The sequence below is a fragment of the Pseudoxanthomonas suwonensis genome (genome assembly GCF_000972865.1).
Taxonomy (GTDB): Bacteria; Pseudomonadota; Gammaproteobacteria; order Xanthomonadales; family Xanthomonadaceae; genus Pseudoxanthomonas; species Pseudoxanthomonas suwonensis_B.
The window spans coordinates 229,699-250,450 of sequence record NZ_CP011144.1 but is presented as its reverse complement, the minus strand read 5'-3'; the positions used below and the strand labels follow the sequence as shown (position 1 = coordinate 250,450).

General features: G+C 67.0%; 23 protein-coding genes and 2 tRNA genes. 6 read left to right on the top strand and 19 right to left on the bottom strand.

The window, feature by feature from the left end; translation table 11 throughout:
* Window positions 1–239 precede the first annotated feature (239 nt).
* Entirely contained in the window at window positions 240–644 is a 405-nt protein-coding gene (locus tag WQ53_RS16135) for an Arm DNA-binding domain-containing protein (protein WP_082112785.1), read from the top strand.
* Here WQ53_RS16135 and WQ53_RS17100 read toward each other — a convergent pair.
* Together WQ53_RS17100 and WQ53_RS16535 are read right to left on the bottom strand one after the other, a co-directional pair.
* On the bottom strand, window positions 532–795 hold the full coding sequence (locus tag WQ53_RS17100; RefSeq protein WP_162488659.1) for a hypothetical protein: 264 nt from the start codon (window positions 793–795) through the stop codon (window positions 532–534). The genes WQ53_RS16135 and WQ53_RS17100 overlap by 113 nt on opposite strands.
* 113 nt (window positions 796–908) lie before the next feature.
* The gene (locus WQ53_RS16535) at window positions 909–2,564 is read right to left on the bottom strand and encodes a hypothetical protein (RefSeq protein WP_144409183.1); all 1,656 of its coding nucleotides are present in this window, start codon (window positions 2,562–2,564) and stop codon (window positions 909–911) included.
* 43 nt (window positions 2,565–2,607) lie between these two features.
* Here WQ53_RS16535 and WQ53_RS16530 point away from each other — a divergent pair, with 43 nt between their 5' ends.
* Complete coding sequence (locus WQ53_RS16530; protein WP_144409182.1) at window positions 2,608–2,988, top strand: alpha/beta hydrolase family protein; 381 nt, start codon at window positions 2,608–2,610, stop codon at window positions 2,986–2,988.
* Window positions 2,989–3,020: 32 nt separating this feature from the next.
* On the opposite strand, the gene WQ53_RS16130 is transcribed toward WQ53_RS16530, so the two are convergent.
* From WQ53_RS16130 to WQ53_RS00970, 17 genes are all read right to left on the bottom strand, one after another.
* Entirely contained in the window at window positions 3,021–5,069 is a 2,049-nt protein-coding gene (locus WQ53_RS16130) for an AAA family ATPase (protein WP_082112784.1), read from the bottom strand.
* Window positions 5,066–5,605 (bottom strand): hypothetical protein, encoded by a 540-nt coding sequence (locus tag WQ53_RS16525; protein ID WP_144409181.1) that lies wholly within the window; start codon window positions 5,603–5,605, stop codon window positions 5,066–5,068. Before WQ53_RS16525 ends, WQ53_RS16130 begins: the two co-directional genes overlap by 4 nt.
* On the bottom strand, window positions 5,602–6,924 hold the full coding sequence (locus tag WQ53_RS16520; protein WP_144409180.1) for an SIR2 family protein: 1,323 nt from the start codon (window positions 6,922–6,924) through the stop codon (window positions 5,602–5,604). The genes WQ53_RS16525 and WQ53_RS16520 overlap by 4 nt, the downstream gene beginning before the upstream one ends.
* Before the next feature lie 120 nt (window positions 6,925–7,044).
* Window positions 7,045–7,131, bottom strand: a tRNA-Leu gene (locus WQ53_RS01030).
* 102 nt (window positions 7,132–7,233) lie between these two features.
* Window positions 7,234–7,298: transfer RNA gene (locus WQ53_RS16950), tRNA-Leu, on the bottom strand.
* A gap of 38 nt (window positions 7,299–7,336) precedes the next feature.
* Window positions 7,337–7,921 (bottom strand): cysteine dioxygenase family protein, encoded by a 585-nt coding sequence (locus WQ53_RS01025; protein ID WP_052629603.1) that lies wholly within the window; start codon window positions 7,919–7,921, stop codon window positions 7,337–7,339.
* 73 nt (window positions 7,922–7,994) lie between these two features.
* A complete protein-coding gene (gene metX / locus WQ53_RS01020; protein WP_052629602.1) occupies window positions 7,995–9,128 on the bottom strand; it encodes a homoserine O-acetyltransferase MetX in 1,134 nt (377 codons plus the stop codon).
* Between the two features lie 245 nt (window positions 9,129–9,373).
* Window positions 9,374–10,414, bottom strand: coding sequence for a tetratricopeptide repeat protein (locus WQ53_RS01015; protein ID WP_052629601.1), 1,041 nt, complete (start codon window positions 10,412–10,414; stop codon window positions 9,374–9,376).
* Entirely contained in the window at window positions 10,408–10,869 is a 462-nt protein-coding gene (locus tag WQ53_RS01010; protein ID WP_052629600.1) for a cytochrome c-type biogenesis protein, read from the bottom strand. Before WQ53_RS01010 ends, WQ53_RS01015 begins: the two co-directional genes overlap by 7 nt.
* Window positions 10,866–11,471: a DsbE family thiol:disulfide interchange protein gene (locus WQ53_RS01005; RefSeq protein WP_052629599.1), complete on the bottom strand. Its 606-nt coding sequence runs from the start codon at window positions 11,469–11,471 to the stop codon at window positions 10,866–10,868. Before WQ53_RS01005 ends, WQ53_RS01010 begins: the two co-directional genes overlap by 4 nt.
* A gap of 10 nt (window positions 11,472–11,481) precedes the next feature.
* Window positions 11,482–13,404, bottom strand: a complete 1,923-nt coding sequence (locus tag WQ53_RS01000) for a heme lyase CcmF/NrfE family subunit (RefSeq protein WP_052629598.1) — start codon at window positions 13,402–13,404, stop codon at window positions 11,482–11,484.
* Between the two features lie 69 nt (window positions 13,405–13,473).
* Window positions 13,474–13,956: a cytochrome c maturation protein CcmE gene (gene ccmE, locus WQ53_RS00995; RefSeq protein ID WP_052629597.1), complete on the bottom strand. Its 483-nt coding sequence runs from the start codon at window positions 13,954–13,956 to the stop codon at window positions 13,474–13,476.
* Entirely contained in the window at window positions 13,953–14,120 is a 168-nt protein-coding gene (ccmD, locus tag WQ53_RS00990) for a heme exporter protein CcmD (protein WP_052629596.1), read from the bottom strand. Before ccmD ends, ccmE begins: the two co-directional genes overlap by 4 nt.
* The gene (locus tag WQ53_RS00985) at window positions 14,117–14,866 is read right to left on the bottom strand and encodes a heme ABC transporter permease (protein WP_052629595.1); all 750 of its coding nucleotides are present in this window, start codon (window positions 14,864–14,866) and stop codon (window positions 14,117–14,119) included. The genes ccmD and WQ53_RS00985 overlap by 4 nt, the downstream gene beginning before the upstream one ends.
* A 422-nt stretch (window positions 14,867–15,288) precedes the next feature.
* Complete coding sequence (gene ccmB, locus WQ53_RS00980; protein WP_052629594.1) at window positions 15,289–15,978, bottom strand: heme exporter protein CcmB; 690 nt, start codon at window positions 15,976–15,978, stop codon at window positions 15,289–15,291.
* 136 nt (window positions 15,979–16,114) lie between these two features.
* Window positions 16,115–16,753: a heme ABC exporter ATP-binding protein CcmA gene (gene ccmA, locus WQ53_RS00975; RefSeq protein WP_052629593.1), complete on the bottom strand. Its 639-nt coding sequence runs from the start codon at window positions 16,751–16,753 to the stop codon at window positions 16,115–16,117.
* Between the two features lie 185 nt (window positions 16,754–16,938).
* Window positions 16,939–17,427: a DUF3293 domain-containing protein gene (locus WQ53_RS00970; RefSeq protein ID WP_052629592.1), complete on the bottom strand. Its 489-nt coding sequence runs from the start codon at window positions 17,425–17,427 to the stop codon at window positions 16,939–16,941.
* A 68-nt stretch (window positions 17,428–17,495) separates the two neighbouring features.
* Here WQ53_RS00970 and WQ53_RS00965 point away from each other — a divergent pair, with 68 nt between their 5' ends.
* The 4 genes from WQ53_RS00965 (at window position 17,496) to WQ53_RS00950 (ending at window position 20,752) form a co-directional block, all read left to right on the top strand.
* Window positions 17,496–18,653, top strand: a complete 1,158-nt coding sequence (locus WQ53_RS00965) for a pyridoxal phosphate-dependent aminotransferase (RefSeq protein WP_052629591.1) — start codon at window positions 17,496–17,498, stop codon at window positions 18,651–18,653.
* A 14-nt stretch (window positions 18,654–18,667) separates the two neighbouring features.
* Window positions 18,668–19,480 (top strand): amidohydrolase, encoded by an 813-nt coding sequence (locus WQ53_RS00960; protein WP_052633823.1) that lies wholly within the window; start codon window positions 18,668–18,670, stop codon window positions 19,478–19,480.
* Window positions 19,481–19,764: 284 nt separating this feature from the next.
* Window positions 19,765–20,214 (top strand): thioredoxin TrxC, encoded by a 450-nt coding sequence (gene trxC / locus WQ53_RS00955; protein WP_052633821.1) that lies wholly within the window; start codon window positions 19,765–19,767, stop codon window positions 20,212–20,214.
* 85 nt (window positions 20,215–20,299) lie between these two features.
* Entirely contained in the window at window positions 20,300–20,752 is a 453-nt protein-coding gene (locus tag WQ53_RS00950) for a hypothetical protein (RefSeq protein WP_052633819.1), read from the top strand.

Genomic DNA, 20,752 nt, shown 5'->3' with positions numbered 1-20,752 from the left:
TGGTGAAGGTGAGACTCGAACCCACACGTTGTCGCTAACGGCGGATTTTGAGCTGGAGAATGTGCCCAGCTCCGCATGTACGCCCCAACACCACCACGTACTACGGAGCTGGTTTTCCTTGCCGTAACAAGTAGTTACGGTTGAATACGAGCACGCCGTTGTGCGCAGGTACCAGTCGACGTTCCCGACAGTCCCAGCACTTGGCGCGCTCCTGATTCTCTGAAGTTGGGAATACATCCATGCCGCTGTTGAGGCTAAGCAAGTCCGTCATAGACGACGCCACAGCCCGAGAAAAGGACTACGAGCTGCGCGATACGCTCGTTCCTGGGTTCCTTTGCAAGGTAACTCCGACAGGGCGGAAGGTCTTCATGCTGGCCTACCGCACCAACTGGGGCGAGCGGCGGAAGCCGTCCATCGGAAAGTTCGGTGAGCTGACCGTGGAGCAAGCGAGGGCGATCGCCAAGGACATGCTGGCAGACATCCGGCGAGGCGAAGATCCCAGCGCGGAAAAGCGTGCAATGCGCCAGGCGCCTACCGTGTCGCGAGGCCTTTGTCGACGAGCCAATAGCCCTCCAGCACGAGCCCGATGGCCAGCAACAGCGCGCCCAAGACAAAGATGGTCGTATGCACGCCGCGGTAGGTAATACCGTCCAGTACGCAGACGAATGCCGCCAGGGCTACCAGGACTCCTGCCGAATACAGCCGTGCCGGCCATGGCTGCTTCTCCCACCAATACCCTAAAACGACTCCACGCTGGAAGGCACCATCACGAGCCCGTTTGAGCAAACTGACCATTAGCTTGTTTCCCCTTGCTGACTTTCTGGCGGCTGCCAAACATCTCGACGGCGGATTGAAGGGACTTGTGACTTCCCTCGGCAAGGTTGGCGATCGGTGATTCCTCTCAGCCGTTACAAAGCGCCGCCTTTGGCAAGCCACTGCTTGTTCCATACAATCCGCCAGCTTCCGGCAACTTCCGCGGTCGAATCGAGGATGTCGATGACCCTGATCGTTCTTGTCCGTATTGTCCGGTGCAACTGCAAAGTGCAGACGAGTTGACGCCCTAGGCCGAACCCGTCCAGGCGCCGTCGCCGGAAATCCTCGCAATAGATGTCGATGTGCGCGAAGGCGAGTGGGACGTATCGTCCTCTGTCAAAACGAGGCAGGCCGGATCTTGCCGCGGTGGCTACTTTTCGCAGGATGCGGCGTTTGTGCCTGCGGATAACCTGCGACATCGACTGGCCTCCGCTGATGGTGATGACCACTTTTCCCCGCAGGTGGGACTTCCAAGATCTTCGTTCGATCTCGGAATTTCGGCAAACGATTTTCGGATAATTCATCGCATCGCGCATTTGTGTGCGGATGAGACTGCTATGGGATTTCGCGATGCCAGAAAATGTCTCGATTTGCCCCAGAATGCGAGGTGGCGTCGATTTCGGGTGGAAGAAAAATCCAATCTCCTCGAATGCACCGATGTACTGATGAACCTGGTGGGCGCCAGACAATCTGAGCGCTTCCAGCTTCTTGCCGTCAAAGGCCGCAAAGCCGAGAGACTCTTTCGATGCGTTCATGGGTATGAAGTAGCGTTTGTAGCCTGGCGTCAGAGACTCGGCGACCATAGCGGTGTGCGTCGAGGCCCACCAGATCTTCAGCTCGTGCCGCGAATCCGGCTTCGCGTAGATCAGAAGCTGTTCTCCACCTGGAACTTCAGATTCTATGCAGCTATCAACCGACCACCATGGCGAACGGGTGCTTTCGCGGAGTTCTTCGATCATCAGCTCAAGGGGCAGCGTGTAGCCATGTTGCTTATGGCTGAGGAGAAATACCTTGAACGCCGTAGCGAAGCCGTTGCAGGTGTCAAGCATGTCGTCAAACAAGCGAACAACGTCCCGGGCCGCGATTTCCTCCGAGCCCCCTTTCTTGTCCTGGTACCGAATGCTGTTATTCCGATAGATCACGCCGCCATGACCGATGCCATTGCGCACGGTCGGGTGATAGTGTCTGAGGCATTCAGCGAAATCCGTTTTGGAGAGCGCCTCAACTACATTGAAAATGTCGAGTCTTTCGGTGCCTTTGCCGCGATCGAGCAGTGAGAAGTGAGCGGGCATCCGAACGAGGGGAGCCAGTACGGCTTCCGTAAGACGCAAGTAGGCTGGATGGACCACTTTGTCAATTAGTCGCATGACCTCATAGTCACCGCCACCCTTGATCGGATCGTCGTGCCAATCTTCGGAGTTGACTTGTCTTAGGAAATGCAAGGCCGAGTTCAGGCTAGCCTTGTTCTCGGACAGATATGCCTGCAGCGTGCCTCTGTTGGTTGCATCACGATCCTTGAGCCAATCCAGCATTATTGAGTATGCGCTCCGGTCAAAGAATCTCTCCGGGCAGCCGTCCAGAAGTGGCCGTAACGCCAAGAACCGTGTCGAATCGAGGGCGGCGAGATCCGGGAAGATAGCGACCAGTTGAGCGCGATCGGCGGCATTAATGGCGGCCAGGTAGGAAATGTCCAGCCTCTGATTCGAGTGTCCTACGGGAGGCGCGGGTGAGGTTGTAGTCACGGCGATCAAGGTTCCGGGATGCTTGAAAGGTCAAGACTGCAAAGACTTTTCTATGGGCAAAACGCTATCACACTGCACCATTCCCGCAGGCACAACACCCTTCGAGTTCACTGCAGGCAACAACATCCTGAGAGGGTTCATCGACTTTCCGGCCGGCGTAGGCAAGCATCCGGCAATCGTGATTGTTCATGGTTCTGGTGGAACCGATGTCACGCGAGGCGACGAGCCATGGAACGGTTCGTACGATGAGGTGCGGGCGGCATTCCGGTCGGCGGGAACCGCGACAGTCGTTTGGGACAAGGCTGGGAACGGATGCAGTGAAGGCCGCTACCTGCACGTTGACGATGTCTACTTGCAGCCGACGCTGACGGTGCGGGTAGGTCACCCGGTGAGGGTGCTGGTCAACCGGGATCTGATGCTTCCCGCAAGATGAAGAGCTTGTGGATTGAAGGAGCCCGTTGATCCCTAGGAGGCCTGCGCGACCTTCAGCACTTCTCGCGGCAAAGGATAAATAGTGCGGGTCTCGCCGATCTCAGCGGATCCAGTGCTATCAGTCTTCAACTCGAACAGCATGCCGGTCTGCAGCGTGCTGCTACGCAAGCGACGGCACAGCACATCTGCGAGTGCAGAATCCTCGACTGCGACGATAACCTGGCGTCCAGTACGGCGTATGGCAGAAAGTACCTCGACCATATTGAGTGCTCTGTAGTCATCGATATGCTGGATCGGATCATCCATCATCAATGTTCGTAGCCGGCACCAAGGCCTGGAAAGATGGATCGCAAGTAGAAAGGCCAGTCCGGCCGCACGCCGCTGACCGCTGCTGAACAGGAACTGGGGATTCCGTCCATCCCCTACGGTGAAGTTCAAGGACGCGCGAACCCGTCCGCCAAAATCCGTCTCAATCTCTCGCCAATCCGCATGCGGTCGGAGTCTTTTGTATAGCTCTTTCAGCAGTGGAAGCACCGTATCGAATTGCTCGGCAAGAATCTGATTGACGACCGTCTTCGATGCGGAATCTATTTGTCTGGTCGACTCGAATGTGCTGTTGATCGATGAAAGCTTGATTGACTCGTCGTCGATGAGTGCACGTAGTTTGGCGGCATTCGCCTCAAGTGAGGAAACCCGATCCTGCGCGGTCGAGCTTTCCAAGGTGTAAACCGCACGTTCGAGTTGCGCAGTCTGCTCACGATGAACCAGTAGCGCCGATCGAACCGAGTTGATGTCGTCGATTGCAAGCTGAAGGTTGTGGGAGGCGAACAAGGCCTGTAGCGATGCAAACCTCTCTTCATCCCGGGCGTGCTTCGCGGTCATTGTCGAAACAGTGGCTTGGGCCGAAACATGCTCAAGGTTTGCCTTTTCTGCTTCAATTTTGGCGACCTTCCATTCGTCTTCGGCCGCAGCAGCACGCGCACCCGCTTCGTCCAGCCGTGCCCGGGCAGCGGCAATGGCGGCATTGAACTCGTCCTGCGTTCGATTTGCGGCGCACAAGGGGCAGTGGTCGTCCTGTAAGCCGATCGCTTCGCCATGACTCAGCAATGACACCATCTGCGATACAAAGTCGTTGTTGCTTCTCTCCTTCTCAAGACGTTCCTCGGCAGCCGCCAGGCGGCTGACAGCCTGCTCGCTTGTCCGTTCTGCCAAACTCAGCGCGTCGGTCGCAGCCTTGACTCGTCCTTGCGCATCTTCTGATCGTGCTTCGATGATCTCGCGGGCCAGTTGTTCGGCCAACGCCAAGGATTCCGTCAGATTGTTGTTGTCCAGTCGGCGCTTTGCCAACCGCTTGCGGAGTTCCTCAGCTCGCTGCGCAGTACTTCCTGCGATATCGGGAGCGACGAGCGCTATCAATTGACTGGCCGCGGCGGTGTCTTCCTGCCGTTCGGCAATACTCCTGGCCTCGGTCAGAGCGCTCAAGGTACGGCCAAGCTCCGCTTGCAGATCATTTACACGCTTTTCCTGGGCTTCCTTAGCGGCACTGGCCGCGCGAACGAGTGAGGCGATGCGTTCACTATGATCCTGACCGGTCATTCCTCCGATCGCGCCACGCACACTGGCAAAGCGTGCCTGTTCGGGAAGATCCAAGCTCAGCGCCGCGATAGTCTCGTCGCGAATCAGCGATGTCTTCAGAAAGACATCCGGCCACGAGGGCGACGGCAGGTTGTCGCCGCAAATCCAGCCTCCGACTTCTTCCAAAGGCTGCTCAAGTCCTCGCTCGCGGCTGCGGGTCACGGATAGCTCACGGCCCTCCTTGTCCGTGAAGCCAATACGAACGAACTGCTCAGCTGCAGCACCTTCGCCTACCCACCATATGTGCTCATCTAGGCCGCCACCTTTCGCGCCCTTGACTTCGTACTTGCTAAGTGTGCCGGTAAGCGCGAAATCCACGGCATCGAGGATTGTGCTTTTCCCCGCGCCGTTTCGCCCGGTGAGGACAGCAAATCCGTCAGGTAAGTCCAGACGAACCTTGTTCCTGAACCCGCGGAATCCGGCCACTTCGACGAAAGAGAGCCTCATGACGTGGCACTCATAAGGCGAACCACTTCCGACGGTGAGACTGCCGAATCGAGCACCACGTCGGCAGCTTTTGCCGATATGCCCCGAATCTGTCTCGTCAGCCTTGCGGTAGAGTCTTCTGTCTGGAGCTTCGGCTCGTACTGAATCGGCAAGATCGCTAGAAGCGCGTTCACTAGATCCTCTCGGGATACAACGCCGCAACCGGTGATTTTCCTGGTGCGCTCGAGATCTTCCTCAATCCAGCGAATCTGTCGGCTTTCATCCGGGCTTGCCTCTTGTGTGCACAGAAATACGGTGTACACGTTCCAAGCCTTGTCTGGGGCCTCTCGAAAGTTGGCCGCGAAGCGCCGAAGAATTCCCAGCTCTGCCGTGCGCCAGTTGGAGAGAAGCGATTGAGGGCTGTCGAATACCTTGCAGAACCCCATGACTGATTCGTCCTCGAAGCAAAGAATCGAATCGTCATCCAAAGCTATCAACCGAGCCTCGAACTTGGATTCCTGCAACAAAGCGTGCATTGTCGACAACACGTCAATCATATTCCCAACTCCAGTTGCGCCTGTTCCCACGTCAGCCAACGGGCTCCGCCACCAGGAGCAGGCCGCACGATGCTCGCTCCGCTACCGCTGGCGATCAATGACGCAGGAACGGCTAGATCGATGGCGCCGGCGCAGACGACCATGTCGGCCTGTGATCGCGTCGATGGTTCCTTGTAACTTGCTTCGACGCTGGCCAGATCGCGGCCTGCTCCATTCACGATACGGATGGTTTGCCCGCCATAGTCGAGCCAGGATGCTTGCTGTGTAGCGCCGGCGTGGAGAAACCTCAGCCGCGCGAATGCGGACAAAGCGCCTGCCTGGGGAGGGGCCTTTGTCTTCGCGGCGCGAGTGTAGGGGACGCCTTCGCCATCTCGACGAAGATCATAGAGAGCGTCACAGTCCAACAGATCCGGATTGGCAGTAGCGGGAACTCCCTGTCCTACCGCCTGCAGCATGGGTTGCCCCAGCGCGAAGAAGCGTCTAGCCCAGACCTTCGAATGGGCGACACGTAGTTGCTCCAGAGCCTCAGCCCCCGAGATCTGAACGTGCTCGAATCGATTGCTCAGACCGTTCAGCTTGGTCCATAGATCTGGCGCTTTCTGCTGAAGCTCCGCGGTCGTGCCGATGTCGAAAACCGTTACGGAGCGGGCATTCGCGATCGCAAATGCATTCGCAAAAACCTCGTTCAGATAGCCCCAATCAGTCCAGAATCCGACTACCACCAGATCCTTTTGCGGCAAATGCAGGTTCATCCACTGGGAGCAGCTTGCTACTCGCGCTTGAACTTCCGGTTCGAGCAGCTGTGGTTTCGTCCATAAGGTCTGTTCCCGGTCCCGTTGCAGGCAGCCATGGAACTTCACCAAAGGGCTGATCGCATTGCTGAACGCCACGGCTTCCTGCCCGTCGAGGGCGCCACGCATCGCTACCTTGTGCTCCTCTGCCCAATGTTCTATCAGCGTGTCAAAGTTCGCTGTCAGTGCCGCGTGTGCAGCTCGACAGATCAGGAGATCCGCGATCGCTGCATGACCGGCATTGGGGCGCCCGACCAAGTCATCCCATGGCACAAGCTGGTTGATGAAAATTGGCTTGAAGTCTCCACGCTGGTGGAAATGCTCGGCGAGCTGGTCGATGTCCGCGCGCAGTGCAGGCGGAAGCGCGGCGATATGTTGATAGGTGTCGTAGCAGATCTCGGCCACTCGAGCCGCCGCCGGGATCGAGCTGGGCGCCGGCACGGACAGTCCGGCACCGCACAGGAAAACCAGCGAATTGGCTTCAATCGCTTCGAGCAGCCGGGTGACGAGATCAGTGCCGAGGGGCATCCGGGCCGCACTCATGGGAACGGTTGGGGAGGCGCTTCGAGAGCCGCGTGCTGACTAGCCGTTCATTCACCGAGTTGGCGCCCCCAAACTCCGTACTGGACAAAGGCAGCCTTCGGTGTCTGGTGCGAGAGGAGGGACTCGAACCCTCACGGTGTTTCCACCGGCGGCTTTTGAGGCCGCTACGTCTACCGATTCCGTCACTCTCGCATGCTGGCCCCTACGAGACACCTAGGGCTGAACCTCAACGTTCCCCGATTTTCATCGTCATCTTCAAGTAGCTGATCCTAAAGGGGTCATCTACTACTGTCACGCCGGAAGGTGACTTGACACGACGAGTTTTGAGTCCGCTGCGTCTACCATTCCGCCACTTCGGCTGAGGGCGGGAAGTATAGCCGCCGGGGCGGGGAGGCGGCTATCCGGCCGCGTCGGTGCACAACAGGCGTTCCTCGCGGCGCAGCCAGCCGTCGTTGCCGCCATCGCCTTCGTCCGGTACGAACACGTGGCAGCGCAGCAGCGGGCGCTGGTAGACGTGCAGCGATACGGCGATGTCGTCGTCGCTGGGATTGCGGATGGCGTGGTACTCGTGCGGCGGGATCAGGCTGCCGGCCGAGCCGGGACTGGCCTCGATCGTGCCCATGCCGGCGAAGCGCCAGCGCTCGCCGTCGCGTCCGCTGGGTTCGTACTGGGTGATCGCCAGGCGGCCATGCCAGACCCCTTCCACGCACCAGGCGCCGTCGTGGTCGTGGATGCGGGTGCCCTGGCCCGGGCCCCAGGTCATCGCGATCACGCTGTAGCCCAGTTCCGGGCTCACGTGCAGTTCGCGCCGTGCGTAGTGGTCGGCGATCGGCTCCAGCACGCTGCGCGGCAGGCCGACGTCGCGGTCGGCGAACAGTGCCACCAGCGCCTCGCGCAGCGCGTCGGTGACTGCGGTTTCGTCTTCGAGCCGGACCGCCGCGTCGAGCGCGGCGACGAATCTTTCTCTGCCGGGGAAATGCACGGGGGAACGGTTCCGGTTTGACTGCCGGACAGGGTAGGCCCCGGACCGTTAGCATAATGTTTCCCGTGCAACCTTATCCGAGGCGGTCGAGGAAGTCGCGTACGGCCGGGCCGAAGCGTTCGAAGTCGACCAGGAAGGCGTCATGGCCCTGCGGCGAGTCCATGCCGACGAACTCCGCCTGCGCGCCGCCGCGGGCCAGGCCCTCGGCCACTTCCTGCTGCTGCTGCACCGGGAACAGGATGTCGGTGCTGGCGCCGATGGCCAGGGCGCGTTCGACCCGGATCGACGCCAGGCCGGCCAGCACGTCGCCGCCGGCGTGCTCGGCCAGGTCGAACCAGTCCATCGAGCGGCTCAGGTAGAGGTAGCAGTTCGGGTCGTAGCGGCGCACGAAGCGGCGGGCGTGGCCTTCCAGGTAGCTCTCGACCTGGAACTCCAGGCCGAACGGGTCCTCGTCGTCGGCCGCCGACTCGTCCAGGCGCACGCGGCCGAAGCGGCCGTCCCATTCCAGTGCCGAGCGGTAGGTGATCACGCCCAGCTTGCGCGCGATGCGCATGCCCGACTCGGGGTAGGTGGCGTCGTCGTAGTCGCCGTCGTTCCAGTTCGGGTCCAGCCGGATCGCCTCGCGCTGCAGCGAGCGCACCGCGATGGAGAACGGCAGCGCGCGGGCGCTGCCGGAGATGTTGACGTGCGCGCGGGCGATGCCTGGGTGGCGCTGCAGCAGCGCCAGCGCGGTCATGCCGCCCATCGAGTTGCCGACCGCGCAGGCCAGCCGCTCGATGCCCAGCCCGCGCACGACCGCGGCCGCGGCGTCGGCGATGTCCTCGATCGACAGTTCCGGGAACGACAGCCGGTACGACTCGCCGGTGGCCGGGTCGATGGACGCCGGACCGGTCGAGCCCTTGCAGCTGCCCAACGAATTGACGCAGACCACGAACCAGCGGTCGCTGTCGATCGGCCGGCCGGGGCCGAGCATCGGCTCCCACCAGCCGGGTGCCGGATCGTCGGCGTTCGACGCGGCGTGCGCATCGGGCGACAGGCCGGTGACGATCAGCACCGCGTTGTCGCGCGCGGCGTTCAGCGTGCCCCAGGTCTCGTAGGCCACGCGTGCGCCGTGCAGCGCGCCGCCGCGCTTCATCGGGAACGGCGAGGGCAGTGCGTGGAAGCGGCTGCCGGGCGGGATGAATTCGTGGGGATGGGCGGGGGACATAGGGGCCGGAGTTTAACGGCATCGGCGGGCCTGTCGCAGGCGCGATGCGGGAAGCTGCTTCCCGCGGCGACGGTCGAGGTCTCGACAATCGTCTCGTCCCGTCGTCCCCGCGCAGGCGGGGACCAGTGACTTGTGCGTGGTATTCGGTCGCGTTTCCCGACGAGAGTGAGAGCAAAGTCGCTGGATCCCCGCCTACGTGGGGATGACGGTGGTGGTCTGGATCGGTGCGGGGCTTTCCGTTGTCCCTAGCGCGCCGGGTCGGTGCCCGCGCCGATCACCAGTTCCACCGGCCCCGCAGCGGGCAGGGCGACGCGCACCGCCGGCGACTCCAGGTCGCCCTCGCCGCGGTTGGCGCTGCCATCGGCCGACACGCGCGCCAGCACCTCGACCTCCTGCAGCGCCGACAGCTTCTGCGTCGGCATCGGGCTGTCGGCATCGTCCAGCACCACCTGCAGCGGCAGGTCCCGCAGCGCGTGGCGCTCCACCGCCACCGGCATCGGCGGGCCGTCGGGAAGGCGTGCGATCACGAACACGGTGGCGTCGCCGCGCAGGCGCACGCGCTCGGCGAAGTCCGGGTCCAGCGACACCTTCACCGTCAGCGCGTTGGCCGAGGCGGGTGCGGCGGGGGCCGCTTCGCCGGCCGGCAAGGGCGGCAGGCCGGCGTCGGCGCGGGCCGCGTCGATCTGCACGCGCAGGCTGCGCGCGGTGGCCGCATCGACCGAGCCGAGCAGGGATTCCCAGGTCCGGGCCGCTTCGGCGTGCTCGCCGGCCTGGCGCTGCGCCACGCCGAGGAACCAGGTCGCGCGCGAGGCGGCCGGGTCCAGTTCCTGCGCGCGCTGCAGCCAGGCGATGGCCTGCGCGTCGAAGCGGCGCTGTGGATCGGCCAGCGCACGCGCTTCGGCCGCGTCCACCAGCAGCGCCGGTTCGTCCGGGGCCAGCTGCACGGCGCGGGCGTAGGCGTCGCGCGCGGCCGCCGGATCGCCCAGCGCGGCCTGCGAGCGGGCCAGCAATGCCCAGCCTTCGGGTTGGGCCGGGTTGCGTTCCAGTTCGGCCTGCAGCCGGGCCACGGCCTGCTCCAAGCTTTGCGGCGCAGCGCCCGCGGTTTCCTGCAGCGCCGCCGGCGTGCCGACCAGCCGGTACAGCGCCAGCACGCCCACCGCCAGCACCAGCACGGCGCCGGCCCAGGGCCAGCGGCGGCCGCCCCGCAACGGCCACAGCACCCAGGCCAGCACGGCCAGGGTGACGGCGGCGGCGAGCGCGGCGAAGACGGCGGTCGCGCTCACCATTCCTGCTCCCCGGTGTCGTCGTCGCGCGCGGCGGGCACGGTCGACGCGCGGCGGCGCACGACCAGCCAGACCAGCGCGGCGCCGCCCAGCAGCACCAGGCCGGGACCGAACCACAGCAGCCAGGTGTGCGAGGCGACCTCGGGCCGGTACAGCACGAACTCGCCGTAGCGCTCGACCAGGAACCGCTTGACCTCGGCGTCGGTCTTGCCCTGGCGCACCAGCGCCAGCACCTCGCGGCGCATGTCCTGGGCGATCTGCGCATTGGAGTCGGCCAGCGACTGGTTCTGGCACATCACGCAGCGCAGCTCGGCGGTGAGGGCGTGGAAGCGCTTCTCCTCGGCGGCGCTCTCGAACACCAGTGGTGCGGCGTCGCCAGCCGGCTGCGCGCGCACGCCACCGATGCCCGGCAGCAGGGCCAGCAGCAGGGCGCAGGCCGCCGCGCGCAGGCCGCTCATCGCGCCCGCTCCACCTGTTCCAGCGCCGGCAGCAGCTGGGTGCGGACCACGTCCTCGGTCAGCGGACCGGTGTGCTTCCAGCGGACGATGCCGCCGCCGTCGACCAGGAAGGTCTCCGGCGCGCCGGCCACGCCCCAGTCCAGCGCGTAGCGGCCGTCGCGGTCGGCCAGCACCACGAAGAACGGGTTGCCGAACTGCTCGAGCCAGCGCAGCGCGTCCTCCGGTTCGTCCTTCCAGTTGTAGCCGACCACGCGCACGCGGCGGGTCTCGGCGAATTTCGTCAACACCGGGTGCTCGTCGCGGCAGGCCGCGCACCAGCTGCCCCAGACGTTGAGCACGTAGGGCGCGCCGCGCAGGTCGGCAGCGGCGACCTGGACCGACGGATCGTGCAGGATCGGCAGCACGAATTCCGGCGCCGGCTTGCCGATCAGCGCCGAGGGCAGCACGTCGCGGTCGGCGTCGCCCGAGCGCATCACCCCGTACAGCATCAGTCCGAGCAGGCCGATGAAGAACAGGGCGCCGATGACCACGGCGACCACGGGCAGGCCCTGCCGGCTCTGAATCGGATCGCCGGGCGCTCCGCCGTCGTGCGGTACGTTCATGCGCAGCTACTCATGGAGATGTCTCCTGCGGGAGTCGGCGGAAACGGCGGTCGGCCGCGGCCACCAGGCCGCCCAGCGCCATCAGCAGCGCTCCGGCCCAGATCCAGCGCACGAACGGCTTGAGGTGCACGCGCACCGCCCAGGCATCGTCGCCCAGCGCCTCGCCAAGGGCCACGTAGACGTCGCCGGTCAGGCCCGGGCGGATGCCGGCCTCGGTCATCACCTGGCCGCCGCTGGCGTAGGCGCGCTTCTCCGGGTGCAGCAGCGCCAGCTCGCGGCCGTTGCGCAGCACCTGCACGTGGCCACGGTCGGCCAGGTAGTTCGGGCCCTGGATCTGGTCCACGCCCTGGAACTCGAAGACGTAGCGGCCGACCTGCAGCGACTGCCCCGGCTTGAGCGCGACCTCGCGCTGCACGTTCTGCGCCTCCACCAGCAGCGCGCCGGCCAGGAACACGCCGATGCCCAGGTGGGCCAGGGTCATGCCCCACATTTCGGCGGTCAGGCGCCCGCCGTTGCGCAGCCGCTCCCAGACGAAGCGCAGCGTGCCGAAGCCGACCCAGGCCGCGCCGGCCACGCCCAGCGCGGTCTTCCACGCACCCTGCGGCGCGGTGAAGTACGCGGCCACGCCAAGGCCCAGGGCGACGCCCAGCCACGGCAGCAGCAGCGCCAGTACCCGCGAGGGCTGGTCGCGCTGCCAGCGGGTCAGCGGGCCGAATGGCACCAGTGCCACCAGCGGCGCCATCAGCACGAAGAACAGCAGGCCGAAGTAGGGCGGGCCGACCGAGATCTTGCCCATGTCCAGCGCGTCGGCCAGCAGCGGGTACAGGGTGCCGAGCAGGACCATCGCGCAGGCGCTGGCCAGCAGCAGGTTGTTGAGCAGCAGCAGGGTCTCGCGCGAGGCCGGCTGAAAGCCGGCGCCCGGCGCCAGCCGCCCGGCGCGCAGCGCGAACAGCAGCAGCGAGGCGCCGACCACGGCCGACAGGAACACCAGGATGAACAGGCCGCGCGAGGGATCGGCGGCGAAGGCGTGCACGCTGGTCAGCACGCCCGAGCGGACCAGGAAGGTGCCCAGCAGCGACAGCGAGAACGCGGCGATGGCCAGCAGCAGGGTCCAGCCGCCGAAGCTGCCGCGCTTCTCGGTGACCGCCTGCGAGTGGATCAGCGCCGCGCCGGCCAGCCACGGCATGAAGCTGGCGTTCTCCACCGGGTCCCAGAACCACCAGCCGCCCCAGCCCAGCTCGTAGTAGGCCCACCAGCTGCCCAGAGCGATGCCCAGGGTCAGGAACGCCCAGGCCACGTTCGTCCAGGGCCGGGTCCAGCGCAGCCAGCGCGCGTCCATGCGCCCGTCCAGCAGCGCGGCGATGGCGAAGGCGAACGGTACGGCGAAGCCGACGTAGCCGAAGTACAGCATCGGCGGATGGATGATCAGGCCCGGGTCCTGCAGCAGCGGGTTGAGGTCGCGGCCCTCGAGCGGCGCCGGCAGCAGGCGGGTGAACGGATTGGAGGTGAAGATCAGGAAGGCGATGAAGCCGACCGCAACCACGCCCATCACCCCGAGCACGCGCGCCACCACCGGCGCCGGCAGCGCGCGCGAGAACCGGGCCACCGCGCCGGTCCACAGGGCCAGCACCAGCGCCCACAGCAGCAGCGACCCCTCGTGCGCGCCCCACACCGCCGAGTACCGGTACATCATCGGCAGCAGCGTGTTGGAGTTCTCGGCCACGTACTTGACCGAGAAATCCTGGACCACGAAGGCCCAGGTCAGGATCGCGAACGCGCCGGCCAGCAGCAGCAGCTGGGCATAGGCGGTCGGTCGGGCAACCGCCATCCATGCGGCGTTGCCGCGCTGTGCGCCGGCCAGCGGCAGAACGGTCTGCAGCATGGCCACCAGCAGCGCCAGGGCCAGCAGGACCTGGCCCAATTCAGGCAGCATCGCCGCCTCCGTTGGCAAGCCAGGCATGCGCGCGCCCGTGGCCGTCGCTGCCGGCCCGCGGCGGCGCCGTCAAGGCGCGGCCTCCGTCGTCGCCGGCACCTGCACCTCGTGCTTCTGGTGCGCGATGCCCATCTTGTCGGCCACTTCCTTGGGCATGTAGTTCTCGTCGTGCTTGGCCAGCACGTTCTCGGCGACGAACACGCCGTTCTCCATGCGCCCGGTGGCGACCACCGCCTGGCCCTCGCGGAACAGGTCCGGGAGGATCCCGGTATAGACCACCGGCAGCTGGGCATCGCCGTCGGTGACCCGGAAGTGCGCGTCCATCGAACCGGGCGCGCGCGCGAACGAGTCCTTCTCGACCATGCCGCCGAGGCGGAAGCGGGCCTGCCCTGAAACAACTTGGGCGCCGGCGTCGCCGCGCAGCACCTCGGCCGGGGTGTACAGGTAGGCGACGTTGCGCTGCAGGGCCATGGCCACCAGCGCGGTGGCCGCCGCGGAGGCCAGCACCAGCAGGGCCACGAACAGCAGGCGGCGGCGACGGGTCGGGTTCATCGGCTCAGTTCCACGGCCGGGTCGGCCGGCTTGCGTTCGCGGCGCGCGCGCAGGCGCGCGGCACGCAGTTCGCGCCGCACCTGCAGGCGCGGGGCGAGGAAATCCCACAGGAAGACCAGCACGAACACCGCGTAGGCGCCGATCACGTAGGGCAGGTAGCTCATGCGGCGTCCTCGGCCAGCTTGCGCACCCAGTCCTTGCCGGACTCGCGGCGCAGGTTGTCGGCGCGCGCGCGCGCCAGCAGCGAGCCGGCGAACCAGAACTTGGTGCCGATCACCATCCACCACAGCGGCGCCATCATGCTCGGGTCCAGGCTGGACTGGCCGAACACGCGGATGGTCTGGCCCTGGTGCAGCGAGTCCCACCATTCCACCGAGTAGCGGATGATCGGCAGCAGGGCCACGCCGACGATCGCCAGCAGCCCGGCGGCGCGCGCCGAGGCGCGGCGGTCGTCGCCGGCGTGGTACAGGCCGATCACGCCCAGGTACAGGAACAGCAGGATCAGCTCGGTGGTCAGGCGCGGATCCCAGTCCCACCAGGTGCCCCACATCGGCTTGCCCCAGATCGAGCCGGTGGCCAGGGTGATGACGGTGAAGGCCGCGCCGATCGGCGCGCAGGCCATGGCCAGGATCTCGCACAGCTTGATCCGCCAGACCAGGGCGATGGCCGCGTACAGCGCCATCAGCGCGAACACGAACAGGCTCATCCAGGCCGCCGGCACGTGGATGTAGAGGATCCGCGCGCTGTCGCCCTGCTGGTAGTCGGCCGGGACCACGAACAGCGCCTGCCACAGGCCCACGCCCATCACCAGGACCGCTGCCAGCCAGCACCACGGCGCCCAGCGCGCGGCGAAGCGGTCGAAGTACGGCGGCGAGCCGAGGAGGTGGAACCAGCGGATCACCGGGTTCATGGGGCAGGTCGCATTGCTCGCTGGATGGCGCCGGCTGGCCGTGTGGACGGCGGGCCGGTCAGGCTGGACGGGCAGGAATGGTGCATTTTTTCAGACTCGGCCCCCCGCGCCAAGCGAACCGGACCCCGGCTTGTTCAGGAGGCGCGGGATATCGCCCGCGTGGCGCTGCGGATTCAGCCACTGGTGGATCGTGTGCATTGTCCATGCGGGGGCGGCGGACGCATTGATCTGACGCAAGCCAGGCTTGCAGCGCTGGACGGCATCGCTGTTGGTAGGAGCCGGGTTCAGCCGGCGACACGGGCGTCGGGAATACGAGGGAGTCGCCTGTGCCAGGGCGTCGTGTCGCCGGCTGAACCCGGCTCCTACAAGAAGCCGCAAAGGCAGGCGTGGCGGAAACAGAAAGCGGCGCGCCGATGCCGGTCTCAACCCTGCGCGATCCGGATCGCCGCGGCCGCCGCCAGCGGCGCCAGCGCCGCCGACGCCACCAGCATCGCCGCCATCAGCAGCAGCGCCCCGGTCGGGTCCAACCCCTGCGCGGCGGCTGCCACGCTGCCGGCGCCGAACACCAGCACCGGCACGTACAGCGGCAGCGCCAGCAGCGCCACCAGGATGCCGGAGCGCTTCAGGCCCACGGTCAGCGCCGCCACCACCGCGCCGAGCAGGCTCAGCACCGGCGTGCCCAGCAGCAGGGTCAGCATCAGCAGTGGCAGCTGCGCCCGCGGCAGGTACAGGAACTCGCCCAGCACCGGCACCACCAGCAGCAGCGGCACCGCGGTGGTCAGCCAGTGGCCGAACGTGCGCACCGCCACCAGCCAGGCCAACGGTACCGGCGCCAGGATCCATTGCTCCAGCGAGCCATCCTCGGCGTCGCCACGAAACAGGCTGTCCAGCGACAGCAGGCCGGCCAGCAGCACCGCCACCCAGACCGCGTAGGGGGCGACGAAATCGCGCAGCACCTGGCGCCCGCCGCCCAGCGCCAAGGCGAACATCACCACCACCAGGAGCGCGAACAGCGCGGGCTGCAGCGCGTCGCCGCGCCGGCGCCAGACCAGGCGCAGATCGCGCAGGAGCAGGGCGCGGGCGGCCTGGAGCAGGGAAGGCGTGGCGCTCATCGGCGTGCTCCCGCCGCGCCGCGGCCACGCGGGCGCGCCACGGCCGGGCAGCGGTGCGCATGCCGGTCAATGGCCGCACCGCGCGCGGTCCCCCGGCCATGAACGCCGGCTGCCGTCCTGCGGCGGATGCCATGGATCATGCCGCCGCTCCCAGTTCCAGCATGCGCGTGCGCACCGGCGGCGCGGCGTAGGCGCCGTGGGTAGTGACCAGCGCGGCGCCGCCGTCGCGCAGGTGCGCCGAAATCATCCGGTTGACCAGGTTGATGCCTTCCAGGTCGAGGTTGGCGTAGGGCTCGTCGAGCAGCCACAGCGGTGCCGGCGACAGCCACATCCGCGCCAGGGTGACGCGCTTCTTCTGTCCGGCCGACAGCTGCCGCGCCGGCGCGTCCTCGTAGCCGGCCAGGCCGACGATGGCCAGCGCGTCGCCCGTCAGCTGGCGCGGGCGGCGGCCGTGCAGGCCGCAGAGGAACTCCAGGTTCTCCAGCACCGATAATTCGCCCTTCAGCGCCGGCAGGTGGCCGAGGTAGGCGATCGCGTGCGCGCGCAAGGCTGGCGCGGCGGGGCGGCCGTCGATCTCGACCCGGCCGGAATCCGCGCGCAGCAACCCGGCCAGCACCCGCAGCAGGGTGGTCTTGCCCGAGCCGTTGCTGCCCTGGACCAGCAGCGCCTCGCCGGCGTCCACCGCGAAATCGAGCGGGCCGAACACCGGCTCCTCGTTGCGGGCGAACGCCAGGCCACGGGCGGCCAGCAGCGGGGAATGGGCGGCGTCGGTCATTGGCGCGCATTGTAGCGGCGGCTGTGGCGGCGGCACCGCCACGCCAAGGGTCATGGCTGCTGGAGATGCCCGATTGGCGGATTCCCGCGTCGTTGTAGGAGCCGGGTTCAGCCGGCGACACGGGCGTCGGGAATACGAGGGAGTCGCCTGTGCCACGGCGTCGTGTCGCCGGCTGAACCCGGCTCCTACAACAACGGCCAGTCGACGTGCGGAGTGGCGTCTCCGCCCGGCCGCGGGCGGTACATGCGCAGCCGCACCGGCTGGCCCTGCGCCCAGTGCAGGATGCCGGCCTGGCCGTAGCGGCGGGCGAGGGCGTCGGCCGCGGCGGCGTCCAGCCCGGCCACCAGCCAGCCGCGTTCCTCCCAGTCGCCATCGTCGCTGCCGCCGCCGGCGCGCAGCTTCGCCAGTCCCAGCGCATCCAGCTCGGCCCGCAGCATGGCGTCGGCGGCGTCGTTGGCCGCTCCCGAACGCGGCACCGATTGCGGATTCCACGCGGTGACCAGCGTCCATGCCGTCGCCGGCATCGCCCGTTCTAGCGCGGCCGGCGCCGGCTGGCCGACATGCAGCGGCAGCGTCGTGCCGTCGTCCAGCTCCACCCGGTAGACCGCGGCCAGGTAGGCCTCGAGCAGCGCCTGGGTCGAAGGTGCGCCGGAGGGAATGCTGTTTTGCGCCATGACCCATCATCCCCGGCCACCGCCATTGCGTACACTCCGGCCTCCGAACCCCCGACGCCGGAACCGCGATGCCGCTGCCGACCCCGCAGACCAAGCTGCCCAAGGTGGGCACCACCATCTTCACCGTGATGTCGCAGCTGGCCGCCGAGCACGGCGCGGTGAACCTGGGACAGGGCTTCCCCGACTTCGCGGTGCCGCAGCGTCTGGTCGACGAGCTCGACGTGGCCATGCGCGCCGGCCACAACCAGTACGCGCCGATGACCGGCGTGCCGGTGCTGCGCCAGGCTATCGCCGGCAAGGCGCTGCGCTGCTACGGCGCCACCGTCGATCCGGATGCCGAGGTCACGGTGACCAGCGGCGCCACCGAGGCGATCTTCAACGCGATCCATTGCGTGGTGCGCCCGGGCGAGGAAGTGATCGTGCTCGACCCGGCCTACGACTGCTACGAGCCGGCGATCGACCTGGCCGGCGCGCGCGCAGTGCACGTGCCGCTGGACCCGTGGACCTTCGCGGTGGACTGGGACCGGGTGCGGGCGGTGATCACGCCGCGTACCCGCCTGCTGATGATCAACAGCCCGCACAACCCGTCCGGGGCGATGCTGTCGGCCGACGACATGCGCGCGCTGGCCGATCTCCTGCGCGGCACCGGTATCTACCTGGTCTCGGACGAGGTCTACGAGCACATCGTGTTCGACGGCCGCCGCCACGAATCGGTGCTGCGCTGGCCGGAGCTGCGCGAGCGCGCCTTCGTCGTCTCCAGCTTCGGCAAGACCTACCACTGCACCGGCTGGAAGGTCGGCTACGCGATCGCGCCGCCGGCCTTGACCCAGGAATTCCGCAAGGTCCACCAGTACAACGTGTTCTGCACCTTCGCCCCGGCCCAGCACGCGTTCGCGGCGATGATCCGCGACGAACCCGAGCACGACGAGCAACTCGGCGCCTTCTACCAGGCCAAGCGCGACCGCTTCCGCGAACAGCTGTCGGGCACCCGGCTCAAGCCGCTGCCGGTGCCGGGCGGCTATTTCCAGCTGGTGGACTATTCGGCGGTGAGCGACCTGCCGGATCACGAATTCGCGAAATGGCTGACCGTGGAGAAGGGCGTGGCCGCGATCCCGCTGTCGCCGTTTTACGAAAATCCGCCGCCGGGCCAGCGCCTGGCGCGGCTGTGCTTCGCCAAGAACGAGGCCACGCTGGACGCGGCGATCGAGCGGCTGCGGGCGCTGTGATGGAGAACCAAGCGATGCAGGACCTGCGCATCTCCCTGGTCCAGGGCGACACCCGCTGGCACGACCCGGCGGCCAACCGCGACTACTACGCCGCGCTGGTCGCGCCGCTGGCCGGCACGACCGACCTGGTGGTACTGCCGGAGACCTTCACCAGCGGTTTCTCCAACGACGCGATCGACCAGGCCGAAGGCATGGACGGGCCGACGGTGGCATGGATCCGCGAGCAGGCCCGCCGCCTGGATGCGGCGGTGACCGGCAGCGTGCAGCTGCGCACGCCGGACGCGGCCGGCGCCTCGAAGGTATTCAACCGGCTGCTGTGGGCGACGCCGGACGGCGCCCTGGCGCACTACGACAAGCGCCACCTGTTCCGCTACGCCGGCGAGCACAAGCGCTACGCCGCCGGCCGCGAGCGGCTGGGGGTTGAATGGAAGGGCTGGCGGATCAATCCGCAGGTCTGCTACGACCTGCGCTTCCCGGTGTTCTGCCGCAACCGCTATGACGTCGAACGGCCCGGGCAGCTGGACTTCGACCTGCAGATCTTCGTTGCCAACTGGCCGGCGCCGCGCGCCCACGCCTGGAAGACGCTGCTGCGCGCGCGGGCGATCGAGAACCTGTGCTACGTGGCCGCGGTCAACCGTGTCGGCACCGATGGCAACGGCCTGGCCTACGACGGCGACAGCGCGGTGATCGACTTCCTCGGGCAGCCGCAGGTGGAAACGCACGGCAGCGAGCAGGTGCTGACCACCACGCTGTCGGCCGCGGCGCTGGCCGCGCACCGCGAACGCTTCCCGGCGATGCTCGACGCCGACGCCTTCGAGCTGCGCTGAGGCCTTTTCCGGCAGAAGCAGGCATCGGCGGAGACCGGGGGCGCTGAAGCGGGTGTCTCTCTCCCGTCGTCCCGGCGAACGCCGGGACCCGGCGTCTTGCGCACTCGATCCGCGCCTGGCCAGCCTGAAGTCACTGGGTCCCGGCGTTCGCCGGGACGACGGACGAGTCGTGGTCCGATGGAGGGGGCCGCGGGCGGCACCCGCGCGCTGCGACGACGATATTCCTGGCACGGGCCGACGCGGATTGCGCGATGCTGTACGCCTCCCGCGACCGGAACCCAGGCATGGCCGCCGATCCCCTGCAGCTCGCCTGCCCGCAATGCAACGCGCTCAACCGCGTGCCCGCCGCGCGGCTCGGCGACAACCCGGTCTGCGGCCGCTGCCGCGCGCGGCTGTTTCCGGGCGAACCGTTCGCGCTGACCGGCGCCGGCTTCGACGCGCACGCGCAGCGCTCGGATCTGCCGCTGCTGGTCGACTTCTGGGCGCCGTGGTGCGGCCCGTGCCGGACGATGGCGCCGGCCTACGCCCAGGCCGCCGCGCTGCTGGAGCCGCAGCTGCGCCTGGCCAAGGTCGACACCGAGGCCGAGCCGGCGCTGGGCGCGCGCTTCGGCATCCGCAGCATCCCGACCCTGGCCCTGTTCCTGCAAGGCCGCGAACTGGCGCGGCAGGCAGGCGCCATGCCGCTGCAGGCGATCGTGCAGTGGACCCGCCAACACCTGCCGCACGGCCGCTGAACCGCCGGCGGCGCAGCGGACGCCGCCGCCCCGCGGGCTGCTATATGCTCGGCGCCATCCTTTGCAACGCCAGCTGGAGGTCGTCATGTCCCGTTTCCTGCGGAGCACGTCCCTGCGCATCGCGCTGCCCGGCCTGCTCGTCCTGGCCGCCATACCGAGCGCCCACGCGGCCGGCGACGTCGATTGCCGGCTGGACTTCAACCTGTCCGGCTGGTCGGCGTTCTACAAGACCGCCAAGGGCTCCGGCACGATCAGCTGCGACGACGGCAGCCGCCTGCCGGTGAGCATCAGCGCCAAGGGCGGCGGCATCACCTTCGGCAAGTCCAGGATCGAGAACGGCGTCGGCGAGTTCTCCGGCGTTGCCAATATCCGCGAGACGCTGGGCACCTACGCCGCCGCCGAGGCCCACGCCGGCGCGGTCAAGTCGAGCAAGGCGCAGGTGATGACCAAGGGCGAGGTCTCGCTGGCCCTGGCCGGCACCGGCAAGGGCTGGGACCTGGGCGTGGCGTTCGGCAACTTCGTGATCGAGCCGCGCTGA